Source organism: Phycisphaerae bacterium, assembly GCA_035384605.1.
Taxonomy (GTDB): Bacteria; Planctomycetota; Phycisphaerae; order UBA1845; family PWPN01; genus JAUCQB01.
Window position 1 is genome coordinate 106,693 of record DAOOIV010000003.1, and the last position, 18,349, is coordinate 125,041.

Annotated in this window: 15 protein-coding genes; 6 read left to right on the plus strand and 9 right to left on the minus strand. The window is 61.5% G+C overall.

Features of this window, described 5'->3' with window-relative positions:
* Position 1 precedes the first annotated feature (1 nt).
* Entirely contained in the window at positions 2-3,493 is a 3,492-nt protein-coding gene (locus PLL20_01615; GenBank protein HPD28663.1) for an InlB B-repeat-containing protein, read from the minus strand.
* Positions 3,494-3,856: 363 nt separating this feature from the next.
* Entirely contained in the window at positions 3,857-4,978 is a 1,122-nt protein-coding gene (locus PLL20_01620) for a LacI family DNA-binding transcriptional regulator (protein HPD28664.1), read from the minus strand.
* Positions 4,979-5,635: 657 nt separating this feature from the next.
* Here PLL20_01620 and PLL20_01625 point away from each other — a divergent pair.
* Both PLL20_01625 and PLL20_01630 read left to right on the plus strand, forming a co-directional pair.
* Positions 5,636-7,504, plus strand: a complete 1,869-nt coding sequence (locus tag PLL20_01625; protein ID HPD28665.1) for a hypothetical protein — start codon at positions 5,636-5,638, stop codon at positions 7,502-7,504.
* A gap of 872 nt (positions 7,505-8,376) precedes the next feature.
* The gene (locus tag PLL20_01630) at positions 8,377-9,306 is read left to right on the plus strand and encodes a PEP-CTERM sorting domain-containing protein (GenBank protein ID HPD28666.1); all 930 of its coding nucleotides are present in this window, start codon (positions 8,377-8,379) and stop codon (positions 9,304-9,306) included.
* A 113-nt stretch (positions 9,307-9,419) separates the two neighbouring features.
* Here the strand turns inward: PLL20_01630 and PLL20_01635 are convergent, their stop codons facing one another.
* Complete coding sequence (locus tag PLL20_01635) at positions 9,420-11,042, minus strand: cellulase family glycosylhydrolase (GenBank protein ID HPD28667.1); 1,623 nt, start codon at positions 11,040-11,042, stop codon at positions 9,420-9,422.
* Between the two features lie 226 nt (positions 11,043-11,268).
* Between PLL20_01635 and trxA the strand changes: the two genes are divergently transcribed.
* Entirely contained in the window at positions 11,269-11,598 is a 330-nt protein-coding gene (trxA, locus tag PLL20_01640) for a thioredoxin (GenBank protein ID HPD28668.1), read from the plus strand.
* A gap of 66 nt (positions 11,599-11,664) precedes the next feature.
* Here the strand turns inward: trxA and PLL20_01645 are convergent, their stop codons facing one another.
* The 6 genes from PLL20_01645 to PLL20_01670 are packed head-to-tail and all read right to left on the minus strand — an operon-like array spanning position 11,665 to position 16,540.
* A complete protein-coding gene (locus PLL20_01645) occupies positions 11,665-12,120 on the minus strand; it encodes a hypothetical protein (protein ID HPD28669.1) in 456 nt (151 codons plus the stop codon).
* Positions 12,117-12,620, minus strand: a complete 504-nt coding sequence (locus PLL20_01650; protein HPD28670.1) for a hypothetical protein — start codon at positions 12,618-12,620, stop codon at positions 12,117-12,119. The genes PLL20_01645 and PLL20_01650 overlap by 4 nt, the downstream gene beginning before the upstream one ends.
* A complete protein-coding gene (locus PLL20_01655; protein ID HPD28671.1) occupies positions 12,617-13,006 on the minus strand; it encodes a hypothetical protein in 390 nt (129 codons plus the stop codon). Before PLL20_01655 ends, PLL20_01650 begins: the two co-directional genes overlap by 4 nt.
* Positions 13,006-14,163: a type II secretion system F family protein gene (locus PLL20_01660; protein ID HPD28672.1), complete on the minus strand. Its 1,158-nt coding sequence runs from the start codon at positions 14,161-14,163 to the stop codon at positions 13,006-13,008. Before PLL20_01660 ends, PLL20_01655 begins: the two co-directional genes overlap by 1 nt.
* 9 nt (positions 14,164-14,172) lie before the next feature.
* Positions 14,173-15,378, minus strand: coding sequence for a type II secretion system F family protein (locus PLL20_01665; GenBank protein HPD28673.1), 1,206 nt, complete (start codon positions 15,376-15,378; stop codon positions 14,173-14,175).
* Between the two features lie 31 nt (positions 15,379-15,409).
* The gene (locus PLL20_01670; protein HPD28674.1) at positions 15,410-16,540 is read right to left on the minus strand and encodes a GspE/PulE family protein; all 1,131 of its coding nucleotides are present in this window, start codon (positions 16,538-16,540) and stop codon (positions 15,410-15,412) included.
* Between the two features lie 366 nt (positions 16,541-16,906).
* Between PLL20_01670 and PLL20_01675 the strand changes: the two genes are divergently transcribed.
* Genes PLL20_01675 through PLL20_01685 form a run of 3 tightly spaced genes read left to right on the plus strand, consistent with a single transcriptional unit; the run spans position 16,907 to position 18,334 of the window.
* A complete protein-coding gene (locus PLL20_01675; protein ID HPD28675.1) occupies positions 16,907-17,494 on the plus strand; it encodes a sigma-70 family RNA polymerase sigma factor in 588 nt (195 codons plus the stop codon).
* Positions 17,491-18,024 (plus strand): hypothetical protein, encoded by a 534-nt coding sequence (locus PLL20_01680; protein ID HPD28676.1) that lies wholly within the window; start codon positions 17,491-17,493, stop codon positions 18,022-18,024. The genes PLL20_01675 and PLL20_01680 overlap by 4 nt, the downstream gene beginning before the upstream one ends.
* Before the next feature lie 13 nt (positions 18,025-18,037).
* Positions 18,038-18,334 carry a DUF167 domain-containing protein gene (locus PLL20_01685; protein ID HPD28677.1) on the plus strand — a complete coding sequence of 99 codons (297 nt, stop codon included), beginning with the start codon at positions 18,038-18,040 and terminating at the stop codon, positions 18,332-18,334.
* The last annotated feature ends 15 nt before the right edge of the window (positions 18,335-18,349 follow it).

Consider the following 18,349-nt stretch of genomic DNA (forward strand, 5'->3'; position numbering starts at 1 on the left):
GCTAACGGACGCGGCCGGCGCCCCGACGACGATGACGATGCAGCAGGTAGAATCCTGGAAACGCGAAAGCGGGGGCGACGCCGATCAGACCGCAACCCGCCGCCGAATTGCTCCTTGATGCGCTTGCGCCTCCGCCGGCTCGTACATCGAATACCGCGGGCTGACCCGCAGGCGTTTCCCCAGGCAACTCGGCGCAGGATACGACGGGCGCAATCATCCCCCGACCGCTCGACGTGACCCGCAAGACCATGTCGATCACGACCGTCTCGCCCGCACCTAGAGACCCGATGGTCAGAACGACCTGGAGATCGGCCAGCCTGGCGTTTTCCGGGGTACCGCGCGCCGCGATATCATCTCGCACTCGCGCGTTCACGAATTCGACGTTTTCCGGCAGTGATATCACCACTCGTACATCCGTCGCGTCCCGATCACCGATGTTCCCGACGTGGAGCAGGAACGACAGTTCATCATCCATCTTGCACACAACGTTGTTGCCAGGTTCGTTCGAAGCAATCTCCACGACGAGACGCGGAGCGGGAGGCACGTTACTTGGAGGAGGATGGTCGGCAAAGTTGGCGCTGATGACCATGTCCGTCGAGACACTGGTGATCGCCAAAGGGTTGTCGTTGCCGACATAATCGCCCGTCCAGCCGATGAAATAATACCCGGGGTCGGCGACGGCGGTAACTGCAGTGCAGTCGGCGAGGTAATCAACCTCTTGGCGGGTATCGCCCTGCAACGAGCCGTGCTCCCCCGCCTCGAAAGTAACGGTGTGAATCCTGCTGCCAAAATTGGCGGTAATGGTCATGTTCGCCGTGACATGTGTGACGGTCAGCGGGTTGTCGTTGCCGATGTAGTCGCCGGTCCAACCCGCAAACCGATGGCCGGCGCTCGGCACCGCGGTCACGGCCGTACAATTCGCCCCGTGGTCGACCGTCTGCACGGTCGTGCCCAGCAGCGAACCTTGAGGGCCGGCCAGAAACGTCACCGTGTAGGTGTCGCTTGCGAAGTTGGCGGTGACGGTCATGTCAGCGGTGACGTTCGTGATGGTCAACGGGTTGTCGCTGCCGACGTAGTCGCCGGTCCAGCCGGTGAAGTTGCAGTTGGCGTTGGGCACAGCAGTGACTGCGCTGCAATTGTCGCCGTGGTTGACCGTCTGCATGACGGTGCCCGCCAATGAACCGTGCGCGCCGGCCGCAAACGTCACTGTATACGTGTTGATCGCGAACTGTGCGGTGATATTCATGTCCCCCGTGACGTTCGTAAGTGTCAGCGGGTTGGCGCTCCCGACGTAATCGCCGGTCCAACCGGTGAAGTGGTAGCCGACATTGGGGACCGCGGTAACGGACGTGGTGCTGCAGTCCTGGCCTACGACTTGCAACGTATCGCCGACCAAGCTGCCGTTCCCGCCGGCGGCAAATGAAACCGTGTGCTCCGCCCACGAGGCGATGTAGTTGGCCGGCCATCCGCCCGCCGTACTGAAGGATCCCCCCGCGTACAAAACCCCGTCATAGGCGGCCAACGCGCGGACCGTGCTGTTCAAACCGCTCCCCAGCGCAGACCAGGCAGTGCCGTTCCATTTGGCGATGCGGGCGGCGGCCGATCCTCCCGCGGAAGTGAACGATCCGCCCGCGTACAATGCCCCACCATAGACGCCCAGGGCCACCACGGCGTTATTGACGCCGCTGCCGAGCGCAGACCACGCGATGCCGTTCCATCTGGCGATGCGGTTGGCCGCCGACCCGCCGGCCGTGGTAAACGTCCCGCCCACATACAAAGCTCCATCGTGTACGGCTAAGGCACCAACCGTGTTGTTCACGCCGCCGCCGACCGCCGTCCAGCCCGCGCCGTCCCACGCGGCGATGTAGCTCGCCGGCGCCCCGCCCGCCATGGTGAACGCACCCCCCGCGTACAAAACGCCGTCATAGTCGGCCAAGACGCTGACCGCATTGTTCACTCCGCTGCCGACCGCGGACCACGAAGCACCGTCCCAAGCGGCGATGTAGTCCGCGGGTGCCCCACCGGCCGTAGTGAACGCCCCGCCCACATACAAGACCCCGTTGGAAACTGCCAGGGCGCTGACCGCATTGTCGACGCCGCTGCCGACCGCAGACCAGATCGAACCGTTCCATTTGGCGATGTTGTTCGCCGCCTGGCCACCGGCCGTGGTGAAAGAACCCGCTGCATACAAAGCCCCATCATAGACCGCCAAAGCGTTCACGTTGCCGTTCGTGCCGCTTCCCACTGCGGCCCAAGTTGTGCCGTTCCACCTTGCGACGCGGTTCGCTGTCAGGCTTCCGGCGGTGGTGAACTGGCCCCCGACGTATAACACGTCGTTGTACAACGTCAGGGCATAAACGGCACTACTGGTCCCGTTGGCGCTGACGCCGCCACCGACTGCGGACCAAGTCCACCCTGGGCCGTTCCATGTGGCAATGTAATAGGCAATCTGACCCCCCGCTGACGTGAATGATCCGCCCACGTACAAGATCCCATTGTGCACCGCCAAGGCGCGGACAGTGCTGCTCACGCCGCTGCCAACCGGCGACCAGACCACACCGTCCCACGTGGCAATGCGATTGGCCGCCGCCCCGCCGGCCGTGGTGAACGATCCCCCTGCATACAAGACGCCGTCGTACGAAACCAAGGCGCTCACGGTGTTGTTCACGCCGCTGCCAACCGTAGACCAGGCTGCGCCATTCCACGTGGCGATGCGACTGGCGGCCGCTCCTCCGGCCGTGGTGAACGCCCCCCCGACATACAACAATCCGTTATGGACAGCCAAAGCGCTTACGGTGTTGCCCACTCCGCTGTCAAGCGCGAACCAGGACACACCATCCCACCCCGCGATGCGGTTGGCCGCCGCCCCACCGGCCGTGGTGAATGATCCTCCCACGTACAGGACGCCGGCATACGAAGCCAAGGCGCTTACTGTGTTGTCCACGCCGCTGCCGACCGCGGACCAGGTAAAACCGTCCCACGCGGCCATGCGGTTGGCGGCCGACCCCCCGGCCGTGGTGAACGATCCCCCGGCGTACAAGACTCCGTTATAGACGGCCAGCGCGTTGATCGTGTTGTTTGTCCCGCTGCCGACCGCAGACCAGGCCGTACCGTTCCATCTGGCGATGCGGTTGGCCGTTGATCCTCCAGCTCGAGTGAATGATCCCCCCGCATACAAGGCTCCGTCATAGACCGCCAAGGCGTAGACGTACCCGTTCATTCCCGCATCGAGCGCGGACCAGCTCGTCCCGTCCCACTTGGCGATGCAATATGCCTCTTGCCCCCCCGCCGTCGTGAACCACCCTCCTGCGTAGATCGCCCCGTCATACTCCGCCAATGCGTAGATGGCTGCCGTCGTTCCGGTACCGAGTCTGTCCCAGTACGGCGGGCACTGCGCATACACCGAGCCCGGCCCAACGGACAAACACCCGCTGAGCCAGACACCCAGGGTTACAACGGCCGCACCAAACGTGCGGACAACGCTACGCGCCATCACCCGCTCCGAAAAAACCTGCCCCGCACCTACGACGCGCTCGATCGATGGGTCATTGGGTCGGACGACCCGCTGCCATGGCAACAGCCAAGGCAGGGCGCATACGGAGTCTGCCTTCCGTGGTCGTTACTGAGGCTTTTGCTGCATCGGCCAACGTCTGTCATGGGTTGAATTCCCGAAGTAAAGTCATGGACCTGTCCGATAAGGTCCGCGTCGACCGCCCGCTTGTTAGCGATATTCCAGGACTATGCGAGGACGCAGCGTCGGTCAAAGGGAATTCGCCAATGTGCCAGGCAGTTGGTTTCTGATAGGTCTTTACTCATCGGGGACTTGTACGGAGCCGCATAAGAGCGCCGGTTGGCGTCACTTGCTCGCGGAAACGGGGTGAAAACCGTCCGGCACCGGACAGGTACCCGCCGGCGTGACTCGGGGAGGCAACACGATGGTCTTGAACCTCGAAGTGCCTGCTTGTGACATCTCGAGCAACTTCTTCGTCGCCAGGATCCCCACTTCCTCCCATGACACGTCCACGGTGGTGATCGCGGGCATGGGTTCGTTGCGCCACAAAGAACAGTCGCAGCCGACAAGATCAAAATCCTCGGTCGGCTTCATCCCGCATCTCACGAGGCCGAGCAGCGATCCCACCGAAGAGACGGAATCCACGGCAAACAGCCCGTCGGCCGCCACCCGTTTCATTCGCGAAGCCACGGTGCCGGCGGCGCTCTGTTCGTTCACCGCCAGAGGTAGCTGAATGATCCTTACTGTTGCCCCCGCTTCTTCGGCGGCGCGCTTGAAGCCTTCCAGCCGCAGGCGGTGAATGTCCCTGATGCTCTTGTAGCATACTAGAGCCAGTCTTTTCCTCCCACGACTAATGAGCAGCCGTCCGGCGGTTTCGCCGATCGCCCTGTTATCTACGTCGATCGCGTTTGTCGGCCAGGCCGAGAGCTTGTGAGGGAACACAACTACCAGCCTTTGTGCTGCTTTCAGACGCGAGCGGATCAGCCGCTCCAACGGGGGGTTCGGCGTCCGGACGACGGCGCCAAGCACCCCCCCGCCGATGATTCGCTCCACCGTAGCGATACCCGCTTCCGGATCGCTCGGGTCGATGGCTGCTACCACGGGGTAAAGACCCTCGTCCGTGGCCGTCCGCATCGCTCCCGCGAGCAGCATGCCTTCGAATGCCCAGAGGTGCCAACTGCTGGGGTCCTGTGAGCCGCCAAAATCCCGGATGACCAGTAAGAAGAACAACGAAGTCTTGGTCGGCAGCCCGGCCGCAAACAGGTTGGCCCGATAGCCCAACCGTTCGGCGCAACGACGCACTTTCTCTACCGTGTCGGCTCGGAACTGCTTGATATACTCCTCACGCCCCGAGAGAACCAGTGAGGCGGTCGCGATCGAGACCCCCGCCCGCTCGGCTACGTGAGCCAACGTGGTCCGCGGCGCGGGCCGGTGACTGACTCTCACATCGGCATGTGGTTCGGACATCCGAAACCCCCAGGCGATCGCGGATGCCCGCCAATCGCTCATCTCCTATCCCATACTTCTATCGTTTCAGGCGCCGGACATCAACGCTTGCCCCGGCCGACCGGCGACCGGAGTTATAGACACTTTGACGCGCGATTGGGCAGTGCCCGCTTGCCCCGGCCGAATCCGGATCCCGGGCAGCTACGCGGCGACGTCATCGGTAGCTTGCTTTCCACCGCCTCTTGCCGCCCGGCCCTGCGATGCCGGCCCGCGCGTCTCGGCCTTCCGGACAAACGCGGGCCAACACGCGCAACCCATTGGGCGAACACGGCTAAGGGTTCATGACGGCGCGGTCCCATGTTCCCGCGCGTCGTGACAGGTTTGTCCAAAGTGGATATTCTGCAGGCCTCCCAGGCTCTTGGTTTCGCTTGACACGCCCCCCAATCCTTAACTAAAATGTTTTAGAACGTAATCTACTCTTGACGGAACAGGCAAAAGCGGCTAACCTGTACTGTTGTGGAACAGGCCGGAAGCCCGGCCGACTCATCGTAAGGTTCCTAACTGAGGTTGTTGTTGGACAGCCGGCGGATCGTCATCTCAAGCACAGCACCCGGAGGCGATCGGGTCGGCCAAAGGGCGCGAAGTGCGACGGCACTGATAAAGTGGGAGGGCTGATGCATGCAATTGGGTTTTCTGGCAAAAGCCAAAGTCCTGGTGGTTGGCTGTTCCGTCTTGTATCTCGTCGTTCCGGCATGGGGTCAGGAGTCATGGACCTATGTCGACAGCTCCGGCTTCAAGGCCTTTGATACGCCTTGGCCCGCGACCAACGGCGTGCTCAATCGGCCGTTATCGAACTACCACACTTGGGGTGACATACGCCGGGTAAAAGTGAATAGCATGGTGGTTGATCTCGAAGGCCGGGTGTATGCCGCTTGCACGAATCTCAATAACAACGGCAGTAGCCCGGGCGGCGTGACCATTTTCAATACCGATGGCAGCCGCATTGACATAGATCTGTCGCCCGCGACGTTCGGCTCAGGTGTCGACGAGAACCTGCCGGGCGCCGTTACTAAGCTTGTCTTGGCTGGTGACGGAAAGGTATACGGGTTACAAAACTGGTTAGAGGTCAGCTTCGCTTACGCCGCAGGCACCGTGAGCCGGATCCTGCGGTTCAATGCGGACGGCTCGGTTGATGTCATCAAGGAATACAGCCCCCTTGTGACGAGTACCAACGGCGAATGGGTCAACAAAATCGGCGGTTTGACGGTCGGGGGCGACGGATATCCCTATTGGTGGTTCGCAGGTGCAACCTGGGGAACGGGCAATGCCTATTGGAAGCAACACGTTCTGTGGCGGTACAATCTTGTGACAGCCCAGGTCGAGGAGTTTCCCCTGGCCTCCTTGGATCCTCAAGGCACCGATGGTGCCGAACAACCCAACAGAATGCTCAATTTCGAATACGTGGGCACCGGCATTGGCAGTGATTTCGCGAGTTACTTCACGGTGTTGGGCGGCCTCGGCGGCGCCAGGTGGGTTGCGGACGCCATCCGCTGGAACGCACATCGCTCCTTCGATGTCCCCGGGGCAGTGGCCGACGCCGGCTGGGGACGAGACTGGTGCACGGCGACGGCCTATGACAAGGTTAGCAGAAGGCTTTGGGCCGGCGGCCGGGGGACCGGGTACGCCGATCCGGATCCGGTCAAGCAGGGCACCAATATCATGACGATGTGGTGGAACGACATGATTGGCGACCTCGGGCTTTACCACCGGGACAACGAGGGCTTTCTCAGCATGAGCGGAAACCTGAGTTGGCACGTCAACGATAACGATCCGCAAACAAGCGGTGTCGGAAATGGCGGACCCTATTGGATCACCGCTTTGGCGGCCAACTCCGGAGGCTCGGCTTGGCTTTCAATCGGCGGCCAGATCGCCAACAGCAAGAAGCCCGGTGACGGCAACTACACTTTCGCAGGCCCATGGGGCTTGGTGGGAGAAGTATACAAAATGGAGGTCGACACAAGCAGCACGCCTGTCCTCACGAGGACCGACATGGGACGGCCCCATAGCGCCCATCCAACCGACTCGATTAACGAAAACCAGGTTGTGGCGCTGGCCTTTGGGCTGGACAAAGTCTACGCTCTGGTTCTCGATCTTGTTAACGGCGCTTACAGCCTCTATGTCGAGGACAATCCGGACAAGCCGTTTAAGGGTGCCTGCTGCATGCCTTCTGGATGTATCGAGGTGGCTCAAAACCAGTGCCCCGGCGAGTTCCAGGGTATTGGAACCGATTGTGACTCCATCAACTGCAGTTGCCGAACTTGCCACGACCCGTTTGCGGATGCTGATGGTGACGGCGACGTCGATCAGACGGACTTTGCCGTCATCCAGATGTGCTTCACCGGTCAGGATGGCGGCGTACCGAATGCGCCTTGCCGCTGCGATTGCTATAACCGCGATAATGATGAGGACGTTGATGCCAATGACTTGGCGCTCTGGATGCTTTGCGCTTCGGGTCCCGGCATTCCAGCGGACAAGGACTGCGATTGAAGCGGCGCGAGTCGCCCCCTGGCACTGGTTGGCGGTCATGCGGTTGACGGGGCACAAGTTTCATCCTCCCTTCTGTCTGTGTCCAAGCCGAGCCTCCCGGTTTCTACGGGCGGCTCGGCTTGCTTCACGATCTGAGCCATGGGGTTCCGGCACGGCGGGCCCGTCCCAGGCAAAGGATCGGGCGGCTTCACCAAATGGGGTGTCCTGGTTTTCCCGGCCGGGTCTTGGCAGGCGGCCTGCCGTCGGCCTTGATCGCGATGGCAGGTTCGGATGAGCCGCCCTTATCAGAAGATGCGAACAGGCTTCCCGACATCGATGGGCAAGGTTGCCGTAAAGACTTGTCCGAAAATGTTTTGTGAAACCGGCTCATCCGCCGCCGGCGTCGGGCGCCTGCGAAAGCGCCCGGGTGATCCGTGTATGGGTATGGGCTCCGGCAGAGCTCGTGCAACCTGCGGCCCCCAAAGGCTCGCGACCCTGTCCGGAACATCAAAACTAAAATGTTTTAGTAGCCAAAAAGAGCTTGACCTGAAACCGGTTTGCGGGTAAATTACACGTCAGAGGCGAATGGCCTGCCCGCCGGTCTGGCGGACCGCCATCTCGAGGAGGTCGGAAAAGCTTTCCCCGAGAATCGCCCGCAATCGGAATCGCTGATGCGTTCACGGCACGAGCCATTGTCGTGCTGATCGGATGGAAATGGTTGGTAGGCGATCCGTTCCTGTCAGATGTGGTGTTAACGCGAGGTTCATGCGAGCAGGCCCAAGGCAGACCTTGGCGTTTGAAAGGCGGTATTCCTCGAAAACAATCCGTTGTTTCTCGTTATCATGGCGGCGAAAAGGTTCAGAAGCAGATCTTGTGAAGAGAAGGAGGTCCAAATGAGGAAAGGCATCATTGCACTGTTGTGCTGCGGGTTCGTGCTCGCAAGCTCGGCCATGGCCGCCCCGGTCTATGTGAAGACCTGGGATTTCGAGGACGGGACGGTAGGACAGCCGCACCCCGACTGGAACGCGGGCACGGTGCAGAAAAACGGGCCGTATAGTGGCACGCCGTACCCCAAAGGCAATCGCCTGTACACCGGCGACAACGTGGCATCCTGGCATACGCTGGCGCAGCCGACCAACAGCTTCATCTACACAACGCAGATGTGGACGGATGCCGGCAACATCAATGGCATCCGCAAGGCCGGTATGGGCTACCGGTATGCAGGCACGACCCACGAAGTCTGGTTCGAGGGCGATGACCAAGGCGGTTGGCCCGCCAATGCGCCGTCCCGAACGCGTTTCGGCGACTCCTGGCTGCCGAACCCCCGGCCCGGAACCGAGGACCAATGGGACAACTATCAGTGGCAGGGCGGCGGCGGCCGAAGGCTGGAACGGAGCACGCTCGACGGCGCGACCAACCTCGGCAGTCACTATCTGCCCTCGTTGAATACCCCCGGCGTGCCGGACTGGGAGTTCCCGCAGTTCGCCGAGATCGAGCTGATGATCAAGTACAATACGCCGGACAACCCCGGCACGGTCGAATTGTGGTTCCGCTCGTTGAATTACAACGCGACTCGTTCTGCGCAGGATCAGTGGCTCCGGCTCGGTTGGGGCGGTTACGCCGGTGCCAACTACTACGACTTTATTCTCGGCATCAACCCGGCGACCAATGATTATTGGGAAATCGACCGGATCAAGCTCGGCGGCGGTTCCGCTTGGTCGCAGGCTGCCTACGACAACGTTTATTTCCAGTCGATCCCCGAGCCGACGACCCTGGGTCTGCTGCTCCTGGGCGCTGTCCCCACGCTGCGCCGCCGCCGCTGAGGCGATAGACCAAACCTGGGTCATTTAACCTGAATGAGAAGGGGCGCGGGTGGTATCCCGCGTCCCTTTGTTTTGCGCCCGGATGGGCTTGACACGGTGATCGCGTAGATCGGTCAATCTCCACAACTCGCATCGGCCGCCACGTCCGATCCGCTAAAACATGCCTGGAAAATGGCGAAGTCCCCATTATCGACATCGTTGTCGTAGTCCAGCATCGCATTACGGCAGTTGGGATTGGTCTGCGGCACGAACGGCCCGCTGAAGCAGGTCTGGAGGTGCCCGAAATCAACCTGGTCGACGTCCCCGTCACCGTCGAAATCGCCCGGCGCGGATACCCAGATGGATGCTGAAACCGGCGCCGCATAGCTCGGGACTCCGGTGTCATAGGCGAACGCACTGTAGAATACGAGACCGCGGGGAGGATCGCTCTGAATGAAACTGTCCGATGAGCCGGCGGCCCCCGGACAATCGCACAGCAGAATGCCCTCCGTAGGCAGGGCCGGCGCGGCAGCAACCGCGAACCGGATCATCGTTCCGGCAAAATCCCCATCCGCCGGGTTGGTCCAGCTCACCTCGACACCTCGTCCGCTACGCAGCAGCCGTAAATGGGTCACCGTACCGGGCGGCGTGCCGGGGAACCGCATCACCGGATAGTGTTCGCGGTAGTAGATCCCGGCGGGCTTCAACGCGTAACCGTATTTCCACAGGCCGAAGTAGTTCTCGAAGCTCTCGTTCGGGTCGGTTGTGTAAGGCTTCGCGTCGAAAGTCATCCACTGCAGGCCGCCGGCGATGTTATGTTCCTCAAACGCCGTGAGATGGTTGACGTAAACGCTGTATTGATGCGCCTCGTTGTAGTCATGGATCAACTGGCCGTCTCGGTTGCAGGGCGTGGGGTTTGTGGGCCAGCCCCATTCCTCAACCAGGATCGGCTTCTGGTTCGACCCCAGCAAGCCCTTGGTCTCCGGAATCTCCTCAGTGCCGATATTGGGCCAGTAAGAGTGAAATATGGCCACATCGATGAAGCTGAGCACATCCGGCAGGTTTCTCCACCAACGCATCCCCGCCGAGACCGGGTGATTGGTATCCCTTGACCGCACGGCATTGCACATGCGCTCCAGCCAGCTCACGATCTTGTCCCGACTGCTGGGGTTGCAGTCCCAATCGCCGCATGCCCCGGGGTTGCAGTCGCACGAGCCGTAGTTGCTCGGGTGGTCGGGCTCGTTCTTGACGTCCCACATCAGAACGAACGGATTATTCTTCAAACGGTCTACGATTTTCCACATGTGGGTGAGATGATTGTTCCACGTCGAGCTGCCGGAGGCCGGAAAACTCGTCTCCCAGTCGAAAAGGGTCACCACCGCGCGGATGCCGTGGTCGCCCATCAGGTTGACGATGTCCTCAAGTTTCTGGAGCCGGTCGGCCGGGATGTCTGGTCCGTTCCAGCCGCCGCGACTATAAGGAACCAGGATGCGGACGCAGTTCAACCCCAGGTCGCGCATCCGGTCAACCTCAGAGGTGATCTCCGGCCAATCCCAACTGTTCCACATGTCCGCCCACATGTGGTTTTGCGGGTAATAGTTCGTGCCCTTCAGCTTGTAAACTTGGCCGTTCAAGACGAATTGGTCGCCCTGGATCCTGACAAACGCGTCCGCGCGGCAGCACGCCGGCGACAACAGGTCCAACGCAACCGTGGTCAGGATCAGGACGCCAAGATACTTACGTTCATGAAGTCTCATATCCTGAAACCTTGATCGCTCTTAAGCATCGTTGCGACCCCTCGAGCTCTCCTCAAGTATATGTCGGCCAACCGACAGGGGCTATCCCAGCTCACACGCCCGCAATTCGAAACGAGCACTTATCGAGTTGTTGACGCTCGAACAACCGGGGTCTAGAATCTCCGACAACGAGTCTACTGACCGTTTTACGACGAACCAGCCGGAAAAAGGACATGGAGGATCAATCATGGCCGGGGCAAATACCAAGACCTTTACCGAAGATAATTTCCAGCAGGAGGTCCTCGAGGCCACCGAACCGGTGCTGGTCGATTTCTGGGCCGACTGGTGCATGCCCTGCAAAGCCCTGGGGCCGACCATCGATGAACTGGCCAATGAGAACGTCGGCAAGGCAAAGGTCGGTAAGGTCGATACCGATGCCAACCCGTCGCTGGCCACCCGCTACGCGATCAGTGCAATTCCCACCGTGATCCTATTCAAGAACGGCGAGGTCAAGGAACGCTTCGTGGGCCTCAGAAGCAAGCGCGATCTTCAGGCCTCCCTGGACGCCGCCATGTAGCCCCAGGCCCCCCTCCGTGAATTGGCAAGAGCCGCCCCGAAACAGACATGCAAAGCCGCGCTCAGATCACGGGGTTTCAGGCGGGGCTTCTTCCCTGACCCGGGTAAACGACGTCGCCGTCGATGATGTTGTCGGCGCGGGCCCAAGCGGCAGGTCAACCGTGTCGCCCGAGGAGAGAGCCCCGCCTTCCACCCGACTGGAAATCCGGCAGACACGGCGACCGCCCTCCGTGACCGGAACGACCGACGCCGATGCGGACATGCCGGCCGGAACCAGCGAATCCACCTCCAACACAATGCGGTCCACGGGCGGATTGCTCTTCCATTCGCTGAGATGTGATCTGGCATAGGCGACGGCGCTGTCACTGACCGCGTGCGCCGCCTGTCGGAGCCGCTCTGACTGTACCTCACGATACCGATAGTTTGCCCACAGAGTCAGCATGGACAGCAAACCCGCCGTCAGAGCTGTTAACACCACGACCACAACCAGTGCGAACCCAGAACGACTTGCCGGCCCTTTCATGAGGCACCCCCTTCGCCCACCCTGACGGCCATCGCCAAATGCCGGTCGACGTAGAACCCGTCGCCCATCGGCAACTGGCAGTCAAACAAGAGCCAGACCACGCCTCTTGAATCACCGATACTCTCGTGCTTGATATCGGCAAGCACGCGTTCAAGGTCCCATGTATAGCGGATCGGGTCCGCGCCGGCCGAATGCTCCGTTCGTTCAACCCGGTTCTTCACGCACCGGTAGATGATCCTGTCACCGCCGCGGGCCAGTTCGAGGGCAATCCCCTCACCGCCGCGACGAACCACGGCTTCATCGGCAAAACGGGCGTCCGCCTGAAAACGGCGAACGACATCTCGCATCATTGCCTGGCTCGAAAGCATGCGGCTTTCGAAGACCTGTGCCTGAACGATTCGCCTTTCAGCCTGAAGGCCGATCGCCAGGATCACCAAGAGCAGGGGAAAAAGGGCGACCATCTGAATCAGGGTGAAACCCTTGCGGCATCGATTCCTCATGGCTTGTCCTCCGCGGGGATGAATCTGCTGATTTGTTCGCGGAGTTTCTTTCCGCCGGCCACGGTGGCCGTGGCCGTCACCGTAACGCGGGTGAAACCCGACCAATCTCCTCTGCCGGGCTCGGCTTCGGCATACAGTGAGACGCCCTCCGGCAGGAACCCGCCCGGCGGACGCGAGTCAAGCGCCGCCCCGGCGGCAATTCGCTCAAGCTGCGCCGAGGCCGCCCAGATGAGTGCCTGCCGGTCAATCAACTCATTACGTGTTCTCTGATAGCTGAATATCGCCTGAGACGACAAAGCGACGATCATGCCCAGCAGCACGATGCCGACCGTCACCTCGATGACACTGAACCCTCGAAGCCGGATTGTCATGTTGTGACTTCGCATCAGCCCATCTCTCCGCCACAAACCGACCGGATCAACTCGACCAGCGGCTCAAACAGAGCCCTCACGACAAACGCGACGATCAAACCCAAGCCGACGGTGCAACAGGGCCATGCGACCGAGTTGAGCATGATCCACCACCGCGACAATAGGGCCCCGTGATAATCGGCGGCATACCGCAGAGCAGCGTCCATGTTGCCCGACCTCGTTCCCGCGGCTAAGGCGGTCGACAACACCGGCCCCAGCTCGCAGACGCGGCAGGCATCGGCAGGTTTACTGCCGGCTTCGAGCAAATCCGCAAACCACCGCATCCGGTCGCACAGACCGCGGTTGACTCTCAGACTCGAAGCAAGCCGCGCGGCTGTCGCCAGATCCATCCCGCCGGCCACGGCGGTTCGCATCAGACGCAGCATTTCCGCCAGCCCTCGCCCAAATTCCACGCGCCGGACCCCCGGCAGATTTGAGCGAACGGCCTCACCGATTCTCGACGCTACCGACTGGCCTTCGATCTTCCAAAACCGCAGCACGATCCAGGCAACGGCAACCAGGAATACGAGCAGCCAGCCTGGCGGCGTGCCCGCCACAAACCATTCCGAAATGTCGATCAGTGTCACGGTACCTTCGGGCAGCTTGGTTCCGAAATCGGCGAATATGGTCTTGAACTTGGGGATGATGGCCACCATGATTCCACTGACCATGAGTCCGGCGAGCGAGAGAACAAGCACAACATAGAGTCCCAACGGCACATCGAACAGCCGTCGCCAACGCGCCTTTCTGATCAGGTATTCCTCGGCCTGCTCCACCGCCGCCGGCAGTCGGCCGGCCTTCTCTCCCGCCGCCACCAGGCTCACGACCAGCGATGAGCACTCGCGATAACCCAGTTCCATTGCCTCTGACAGCGAGGCTCCCTGTGACAGAAGCTTGGAGATTCGCTTGAGGTGAGTGCGGGCCATGCCCTGCTCGGAATCGCCGGCCAGCGACAGCGCCATCGGTAGCGGCAGATTCTGACGCAACACGCCGGCGATCTGGCTGATCACGATTCGCTCCACCGCCGGCCGCCGGAACCAGGCCACAACGTACGTCCCCGCCTGCCACAGTAGGAAGATCGCGGCGACGCATCCGAGTGCTACGCTCAACAGGATGATCAGTTCCGGTATCACATTCTCACCTCAAGCGCCGCCGGCCCCGACGGAGTTGATCAATGTCACCAGTGGAAGAAACATGCCCACGATCGCCAACGCCAGGAACCCTCCTAACACAATGACCAGCAGCGGAAACAGCAGGGTGCGAAGCATCGACTGAGCATGCAGGGCACGGTTCTCGTATGACCTGGCGAGCTGGCCGATCGCGGTTGGCAGCGCGTCCCGGCCCACCGCCACCTGGACGCAGAAACCGAACAACGGCGGTATGATGCGGGCCGTCTGGCTGGCGACGAAGACCGACCGCCCCTTCTCCGCTTCGGCCGCCAGACGCTCCGCATCCGCTGCCAGGCGCACCGAACCGGTTGCACCGCCACCAAGACGCATCGCCTGGGGAAGAGGAATACCCGTGGCCACCGCGGTCGAAACGCAGCGAAGGAATCGTGCGATGAGAGACGCTCGGTATACGCGTCCAATGACAGGAATGGACATCACGATACCTTCACGAAGCGACAGGCCGCTCTCGGAGAACCTCAGGCTCGTCCACGTCGCCGCAAGGACTGCCGCCGCGCAGCCGGTTCCTATGAGTAAGAGGAAATAATGGTCGGCAATCTGGAGCAGGAGAACGGTAAGGGCGGGCAGCGCGGTCCCGAAATCAGCAAAGATTTCTCTCATCTGCGGTACAACAAGCAGAAAGAATGCCGAGATGACCGTCAGGGCAATGCACGCAACGAGCAGAGGATAACTGACGACCTCCCACACCAGTCGCCGAACATTGCCGGCCAGCCGCAGGTGCTGATTGAGGTTCAGCAACGTGGCCGGCAGCTCGCCCGAGTCGATGCCGGCCCGAATCACCCGACTGTAGAGAAGCGGCAAACCCTGCTCGCGCGCGGCGATGGCCCGGTCAAGCGGGATGCCGCTTCGCAGGTCGGTCACCAGGGCGTTGATCCACTCCCGCAGCCGGGGCGATTCCACATCCCGAGCCATTTGAGCCAGCCCGTCGTCCAGAGCAATGCCCGCCTCCGCCAGCGAGGCCAGTTGCTCGTTGAAAAAGACAAGATCGTCCTCACTGATCGCCGCACGGCCTCGCGGCGGGGGCTCGGCAACGCGCAGTTCCCGCACCTCGATCCGCATCTGAGCAAGATCCTCAAGGGCCCGCTCGCGATGAGCGGCCTCCACACGTCCGGCAATGGCCGTTCTGCCGGGCGTCAAACCTTCGTATTCAAACCAGGGCATTTCTTGTTCTCCCCGTCGCGCCGGCCCGCTGTCAGTGTCGCACCGGCGACCTTTTTTCAGATTCGTTGCACGTGAAAAGCGATCCGAGCACGCGTCGAGCCTCATCAACCGTCGTCCGCCCTTGCTCGATCAGCCTTCGCGCATCCGCCGCCAGATCAGCTCCATCGGCGGCAATGACGCCCCTCAACTCCCCGACCGGGCGATGATCGAGAATGGCTTGACGAATCGATTCGTCCATCACCGCGATCTGACCGCAGGCAGTGCGCCTAAGGTAGCCTGTCTCCGCACACGACTCGCACCCCCGGCCCCCACACGCACTGCAAACCAGCCGAACCAGCCGCTGACTGAAGACCAGCGACAACGCTCCGACAATCTGGTAAGGCTCGATGCCCATTTCCAGGAGCCGGACAACGGCCTCGGCCGGATCCCCGCTGTGCAGCGTACTCATGATCAGGTGACCCGTCAGAGCCGCCTCAATCACGACGCGGGCAGTCTGGGCGTCACGGATCTCGCCTACCAGCAACACCTCGACGTCCTGCCGGAGCAGCGAGCGCATAGCACGCACATAATCCAACTCACCATGGGGCTGGATCTGAATCTGGGCCATCCCGTCAACCCGTTGCTCGACCGGATCCTCGAGGCTGACCACGCTTCGGCCCGGCGTGGCGGACAGAATATGGCGCGCAAGGGCATACAAGGTTGTGCTCTTACCACTTCCCGCCGGGCCGGTGACCAGAATCAGACCGTGCGGCTGCTCTGCGGCTTTACGAAATTCCGCCACCACTTCATCTGAGAAGCCAAGATCCTCCAGGGCACTGACCTGTCCTACTGTGTAGATCAACCGGACAACCGCTCTCTCTCCCCGAACGGTCGGGAATGTGGCTACCCGAACATCAATGGGGGGTAGGCCGCCAGTAAGGTGCCCTTGGGCCTGGAATGCCCCCTCCTGAGGGATATCCATCCGATACGTCAGGAGACCCGCCATGACCTTCAGCCGGGCGATGACGTTTTCCGCCAGCCCGGCCGGAAGTCTGTCCATCTCGTGCAGAAGCCCGTCCAAGCGATATCGGACCCACATACCCCCCTCGGACGGCTCAAAATGAATGTCGCTCGCTTTGCGGCTGATCGCTCGTGCCAGCAAGCCGTCAACCAGCTGAACCACCGTGTTTCCAATGGGACTCAAGCTCTCGGACACTTGGCACCCCCCAGATGTAGCTCTGAGCCCTTCGCTTTGCCGGATATCAGGCCACTGGGCATGACCCGCTTGGGGACTGGTACCCAATTAAGCCACGGGCTCCTCCGGCTTCGGCCAGCCGAATGCCCGGCCGAGCGGTCTGCCCCACCCGCCGGTCCATATTCCGGCTGAAGCTCCCGCCTCACATAACCCTAAGAAGCCTGACCATCCCCGATGTTGGGCTCTCCCTCCTCGCCATGTGCGTTTTTCTCCAAATAGGCAAGTTTTTCGCGCTCGGAGCTATACATCGGGATAAGACCTGCGTCATAATTAGACGGACAGGAGTGCACTCCTATGGCTCGCGTCGCTTCCACAGCCCTACCGCTGGAGCTTCGTGCCGTCGTGGCCGGGCTCACATCGGCTGACGTCGCCGACGACCAGCAGTGGATTCTGAGCCTGATGCGAAAACACGGCTTGGCTGTGATCACCCTGCTGTGGCGGATGTTGGGCTCGGAACAGGATGTTTTGGACGCCTATCAGACCGCGATTTGTCGGCTGACGGCAAGAGGATGCAATGGCATGGGGGCCAACCCCTCAGGCTACTTTTACCGAGCAGTGTCGAACGCGGGAATCGAAATCCTGCGCGCCAGGCAACGCCACCGGGCCTGCTGGCCCGCCGTAGTGGAAGTCCAACGGCGACACAGCGAAGACAGATCTCAACCCATGGGGCTCGATCAGAGAGAGATGATTGACAAGATGAGGCAGGCGATCTGCCAGTTGCCCACACATCTGCGGAACGTCATCGTTCTACGCGAACTGGCCGAACTGCCCTACTCCCAGGTCGCCAGGATCCTTGGGATACGGAATGGCACCGCCAGACTGTACCGCCGGGAAGCCATCCTGCGGCTTGCGGAAATGGTTGGACGGGAGGCAAATCCATGAGGCGTTTCAGTGACATATCTCCAAGGCCCGGACACATCTCGCAAGAGGGCCTTCCCTTCTCAGCCTGCAGCAGGCCGGACCTGCTCAAGTGGTCGGGCAGCGGTGGTGCGCTGCCTCGCCGCCTTTCCCAACACGTCCGGCTCTGTCCCGGATGCGCCGAACAGGTTCGCCGCGTCAGTACGGTCCACGCCGGCCTGATGTTCCTCAAGAATCAGCCGTTGCCCCACGGACTGCAGCGCCGTGCCAACAGCCGGGCGCTGCGCATGCTCCGCCGGGTCGCCCGGGCTTCCGAGGCCGCAAGCCGGTTGCTGCGCATGAGGCCGAATCTGACGCCGTGGCAGCGGGCGAGAGTGCGCATTGCCCAAGGCTGCTTTGGGGCGGTTGCGGCCGTCTTGGCGCTGGTTGTGCGAATCGGCGTGATGGCCGGCTTCGAGCACACGCGGGAGCTCGGCAACCAGTTGGCCATGACCCACTGGGACCGGCACATCGACCCGGATCACGAGTTCCTCGACCCGCCCAGCCTGGCGTAGTACGCTGTTGGGCATGATTCAGATCCGCCGACAAGGCAACGATATTCTCTTACCCGTGAAGGTGGTCCCCAAATCCTCCCGCGACAGGATTGTGGGCGAACTCGACGGGGCGCTCAAGATCACCGTCGCGGCGGCCCCGGACAAGGGCGCCGCCAACGTCGCGGTTTGCACACTGCTCGCCAAGACAATGGGCCTGCGGACCTCGCAGGTTATGGTGCAGACCGGCCATGGCTCGCCGCGAAAGACCGTCCGGATCAGTGGCACTTCAATCGATGCCGTCCTTGAAAGACTGGAGATCGCAAAAACCTGATGGCAACTGAGCCAA